The following is a 4229-nucleotide window of genomic DNA, read 5'->3' as shown; positions in this document are numbered from 1 at the left end:
CGTCGAGCTCGATCGTCTTGTCGCTCGTCACCGTCGAACGGGTGAGGAACGTCTCGCCCGAGCCGAGGTCGCGGAACACGACGGCGCGGTAGTCCGGGTGGATGTCAGTCTTCATGGGAGGTCCTTTGAGAAGTGGTGCCCTGGATTCTGCCAGGACGGTCAAAGTCTGCGGCGCCGGAGGCACCAAAGGACGAGTCTACCAGGCCCGAGGCCCGCGTACGACGCGAGTCGCCGAGCCCTCAGGACGCGCGCGCCGCGTAGCGGCCGGCATCCTGGGTCAGCGTGATCTGGACCCCGAACGTCGCAGACAGGTTCTCGGCCGTGAGCGCCTCGGCGAGGGGCCCGGATGCCACGACCTCGCCATCGCGCAGCAGCAGCACGTGCGTGAACCCGACGGGGATCTCCTCGACGTGGTGCGTGACCATGATCATCGCCGGAGTGGTGGGCGCCTGCGCGTAGCCGGAGAGCAGCGCGAGGAGCTCTTCGCGGGCGCCGAGGTCGAGGCTCGCCGTCGGCTCGTCGAGGAGCAGCAGCTCGGGGTCGGTCATGACGGCCCGCGCGATCTGCACGCGCTTCTGCTCGCCGTCGGACAGCGTGCCGAACGTGCGGTCGGCGAGGTGGTCGAGGCGCCACTCGGCGAGGACGCGCAGCGCACGGCGCTCGTCGATGTCGTCGTACTGCTCGCGCCAGCGGCCGGTCACCGAGTAGGCGGCGGTCAGCACGACGTCGAGCACCGTCTCCTCGGGCGGCACGCGCCGCGCCATCGCCGACGACGCGAACCCGATCCGCGGACGCAGCTCGAACACGTCGGTCCGGCCCAGACGCTCGCCGAGAATCGTCACCGCACCCGACGTGGGGTGCAGGAGCGTGTCGGCGAGCTGGAGCACCGTGGTCTTGCCCGCGCCGTTCGGGCCGAGCACCACCCAGCGTTCATCGTCGGAGACGGTCCAGTCGAGGTGGGACACGATGTCCCGGGCGTTCCGGCGGACGACGACGTCGGAGAACTCCAGAACCTGCGGCATGCGTCCAGCCTAACGGCCTGAGCCCACCCGCACCGGCGCGCCACCCCGACCTGGGGACAGGGTTGGCGACAGTGCGTCTACCGCCCCGCGACCTCCGCGTACAGCGCCGCGGTGGTCTGCGCGATCGCGGTCCAGCTGAAGTCCTCGATCGCGCGCCGACGTCCCGCCTCGCCGTACTCGGCCGCGCGGGTGGCATCCGTCACCACTTCGGTGAGCACACGGGCGAGATCGTCGACGAAACGCTCCGGGTCGACGGGCGTTCCGGTGCCGTCCTGCACCTGCTCGATGGGCACGAGACGCCCGGTGACGCCGTCGACGACGACCTCGGGGATGCCACCGGTGGCGGTGCCGACAACGGCCGCGCCGCACGCCATGGCCTCGAGGTTGACGATGCCGAGCGGCTCATACACCGAGGGGCACACGAACGTCGTCGCCGACGTGAGGATCGCGCACAGCTCGTGGCGCGGCAGCAGCTCGTCGATCCACACGACGCCGTCACGCGTGGCCTGCAGCCCGCGGACGAGCCCCTCGACCTCGGCGAGGATCTGCGGGGTGTCGGGCGCTCCCGCGCACAGCACGAGCTGCACCTCGGGCGGCAGCTGCTCGGCCGCGCGCAGCAGGTACGGCAGGCCCTTCTGGCGCGTGATGCGCCCCACGAACACGACCGACGGGCGGGCCGGATCGATGCCGAAGCGCGCGAGCACGTCGGGATCGTCGACCGGATGCCACGCCTCGGTGTCGATGCCGTTGTAGATCACGCGCACCTTGTCGGGGTCGAGCGACGGGTAGCTGCGGAGGATGTCGGCGCGCATGCCCGCGCTCACCGCGACGACGGCCGCCGCCCCCTCGTACGCGGTCTTCTCGATGTAGCTGGACACGGCGTATCCGCCGCCGAGCTGCTCGGCCTTCCACGGACGCAGCGGCTCGAGGCTGTGCGCGGTGACGATGTGGGGGATGCCGTGCAGCAGCGAGGCGAGGTGCCCGGCGAAGTTCGCGTACCAGGTGTGCGAGTGCACGACGTCGGCGCCCGCGATGTCGGACACGATCTCGAGATCGGTCCCGAGCGTCTGGATCGCCCCGTTCGCGGAGGCCAGTTCCGACGGCACCGCGTACGACGTCGTGTCGGCCTCGTCGCGCGGTGCGCCGAACGCCCGCACCTGCACTTCGGTGCCCTCGGCGCGGAGCGCGCGGACCAGCTCGGTCGCGTGGACACCCGCTCCCCCGTAGATCTCCGGCGGGTACTCCTTGGTGACGACGTCGACGCGCATGAGACGAACCGTAGCGCAGCGCAACCCCCGCCGCGCGCCGGTTCCCGGGATCGCGCTCGCGCCCTATGGTGGTGCCATGCCTGCAGCGCCGAAGGTCTTCGGAATCATCCTCGCCGGCGGCGAGGGCAAACGACTCATGCCCCTGACGGCCGACCGCGCGAAACCGGCCGTCCCCTTCGGGGGGCAATACCGACTCATCGACTTCGCGATCTCGAACCTCATCAATTCGGGCCTGCGTCAGCTCGTCGTGCTGACCCAGTACAAGTCGCACAGCCTCGACCGCCACATCTCGCAGACGTGGCGGATGTCGCCGATGCTCGGTTCGTACGTGGCATCCGTTCCGGCCCAGCAGCGCCTCGGCAAGCGCTGGTTCTCCGGCTCGGCCGACGCGATCCTGCAGTCGATGAACCTCATCCGCGACGAGAAGCCCGACATCGTCGTCGTCATCGGCGCCGACCACGTCTACCGCATGGACTTCGCGCAGATGCTCGACGCGCACATCGCCTCGGACGCGCGGGCCACGATCGCCGGCATCCGTCAGCCGATCTCGCTGGCGAACCAGTTCGGCGTCATCGACACCGACCCGAGCGACCCCACCAAGATCCGCGAATTCCTCGAGAAGCCGCAGAACCCGGCGGGGCTCGTCGACGCGCCGCACGAGGTGCTCGCCTCCATGGGCAACTACATCTTCGACGCCGACGCTCTCGTCGAGGCCGTCACGCACGACGGCGAACTGCCGACGTCCGCGCACGACATGGGCGGCGACATCGTGCCGTACTTCGTCAACCGCGGCGAGGCGGCGGTGTACGACTTCCAGCGCAACGACGTGCCGGGATCGACCCCGCGCGACCGGTCGTACTGGCGGGACGTGGGCACGATCGAGTCGTTCTACGACGCCCACATGGACCTCATCTCGACGCTGCCGATCTTCAACCTCTACAACGACAACTGGCCGATCTTCTCGCAGACGTTCAACGCTCCCCCGGCGAAGTTCGTGCGCGACTCGGTGGGCCGCATCGGTAACGCGATCGACTCGATCGTCTCGCTCGGATCGGTGCTCTCCGGCACCCACCTCGAGCGCAGCGTCGTGGGTCCGTGGGCGCTCGCCGGCGGCGGATCGACGATCACCGACTCGGTGCTGTTCGACGGCGTGCAGGTCGGAGCGGGAGCCCGCATCCACCGCGCGATCCTCGACAAGAACGTGACGCTCGCGCCGGGCGCGACGATCGGCGTCGACCGGGAACGCGACCTCGCGCGCGGCTTCACCGTGACCGAGACGGGCATCACCGTCGTCGGCAAGGACGTGCGCGTCGAGGTCTGATCCGGACACCCGGATGCCAGAAAGGGCGGCGACCGCGAAGGTCACCGCCCTTTCGGCATCCAGGGCTCGTCAATGCATCGTCATGCCACCGGTGACGTTGATGCCCTGGCCCGTCATGTACGACGAGAGGTCGCTCGCGAGGAAGAGGGCCACGCCCGCGACGTCCTCGGGGGTTCCCGTGCGCCCGAGCGGCACCTGAGAACGGTCCTCCGCCTCGATGTCGGCGACGGTGAGACCGCGCAGCTCGGCTCCCTCGCGTCGCTCGCGCTGCTTCATGCGCGTCTCGATGATGCCCGGGCAGATCGCGTTGACGCGAATCCGCTCGCGCGCGAGTTCGGTCGCGAACGTCTTGGTGAGTCCCAGCACGGCGTGCTTCGACGCGACGTACCCGGTCATGCCGCGGTAGCCGTTCTTGCCCGCCTGCGACGCGATGAGGATGAGGCTGCCCGGACGGCCCGCGCGCCGCAGGCCCCGCGCGACGTGCTTGGCGACGAGGAACGATCCCTTGGCGTTGACGTCGAGGTTGAGATCCCACTGGGCCTCGGTCGTGTCGACGCCGAACGCCATCGTCGAGGTGCCCGCCGCGTGGACCAGGACCTCGATCGGACCCAGCTCGCG

General features: G+C 69.9%; 5 protein-coding genes. 1 reads left to right on the top strand and 4 read right to left on the bottom strand.

Annotated elements, in window-relative coordinates; all coding sequences use genetic code 11:
- The 3 genes from I5G_RS22595 to glgA all read right to left on the bottom strand — a co-directional run.
- Nucleotides 1-115: 50S ribosomal protein L31 (locus I5G_RS22595; protein ID WP_022879614.1), on the bottom strand; the 115-nt coding region annotated here is incomplete at its 3' end.
- A gap of 124 nt (nucleotides 116-239) precedes the next feature.
- Nucleotides 240-1022 carry an ABC transporter ATP-binding protein gene (locus I5G_RS13975; protein WP_022879613.1) on the bottom strand — a complete coding sequence of 261 codons (783 nt, stop codon included), beginning with the start codon at nucleotides 1020-1022 and terminating at the stop codon, nucleotides 240-242.
- Nucleotides 1023-1099: 77 nt separating this feature from the next.
- A complete protein-coding gene (gene glgA / locus I5G_RS13970; protein WP_022879612.1) occupies nucleotides 1100-2290 on the bottom strand; it encodes a glycogen synthase in 1191 nt (396 codons plus the stop codon).
- Nucleotides 2291-2366: 76 nt separating this feature from the next.
- On the opposite strand from glgA, the gene glgC reads away from it, so the two are divergent.
- Entirely contained in the window at nucleotides 2367-3611 is a 1245-nt protein-coding gene (gene glgC, locus I5G_RS13965; protein WP_022879611.1) for a glucose-1-phosphate adenylyltransferase, read from the top strand.
- A 69-nt stretch (nucleotides 3612-3680) separates the two neighbouring features.
- Here glgC and I5G_RS13960 read toward each other — a convergent pair.
- On the bottom strand, nucleotides 3681-4229 hold a 549-nt coding region (locus I5G_RS13960), incomplete at its 5' end, for an SDR family NAD(P)-dependent oxidoreductase (protein ID WP_022879610.1).

Source organism: Microbacterium sp. B19, assembly GCF_000333395.1.
Taxonomy (GTDB): Bacteria; Actinomycetota; Actinomycetes; order Actinomycetales; family Microbacteriaceae; genus Microbacterium.
The sequence above is the reverse complement of the archived record's forward strand: the minus strand, read 5'-3'. Positions and strand labels throughout refer to the sequence as shown.